This window comes from Leclercia sp. UBA7405, assembly GCF_037152215.1.
Classification (GTDB): Bacteria; Pseudomonadota; Gammaproteobacteria; order Enterobacterales; family Enterobacteriaceae; genus Enterobacter; species Enterobacter pneumoniae.
In genome coordinates this window covers 1-223 of sequence record NZ_JBBCMR010000030.1, presented here as the reverse complement: position 1 = coordinate 223, position 223 = coordinate 1, and the positions used below count along the sequence as shown (strand labels likewise).

Annotated in this window: 1 pseudogene; it reads left to right on the top strand. The window is 52.9% G+C overall.

Annotated elements, in window-relative coordinates:
- Positions 1-223, top strand: a pseudogene (gene tuf / locus WFN75_RS22735) (elongation factor Tu); the annotation flags it as partial.

The following is a 223-nucleotide window of genomic DNA, read 5'->3' as shown; positions in this document are numbered from 1 at the left end:
TCTGGCGAAGCCAGGCTCCATCAAGCCACACACCAAGTTCGAATCTGAAGTGTACATCCTGTCCAAAGACGAAGGCGGCCGTCATACTCCGTTCTTCAAAGGCTACCGTCCGCAGTTCTACTTCCGTACAACTGACGTGACCGGTACCATCGAACTGCCAGAAGGCGTTGAGATGGTAATGCCAGGCGACAACATCAAGATGGTTGTGACTCTGATCCACCCA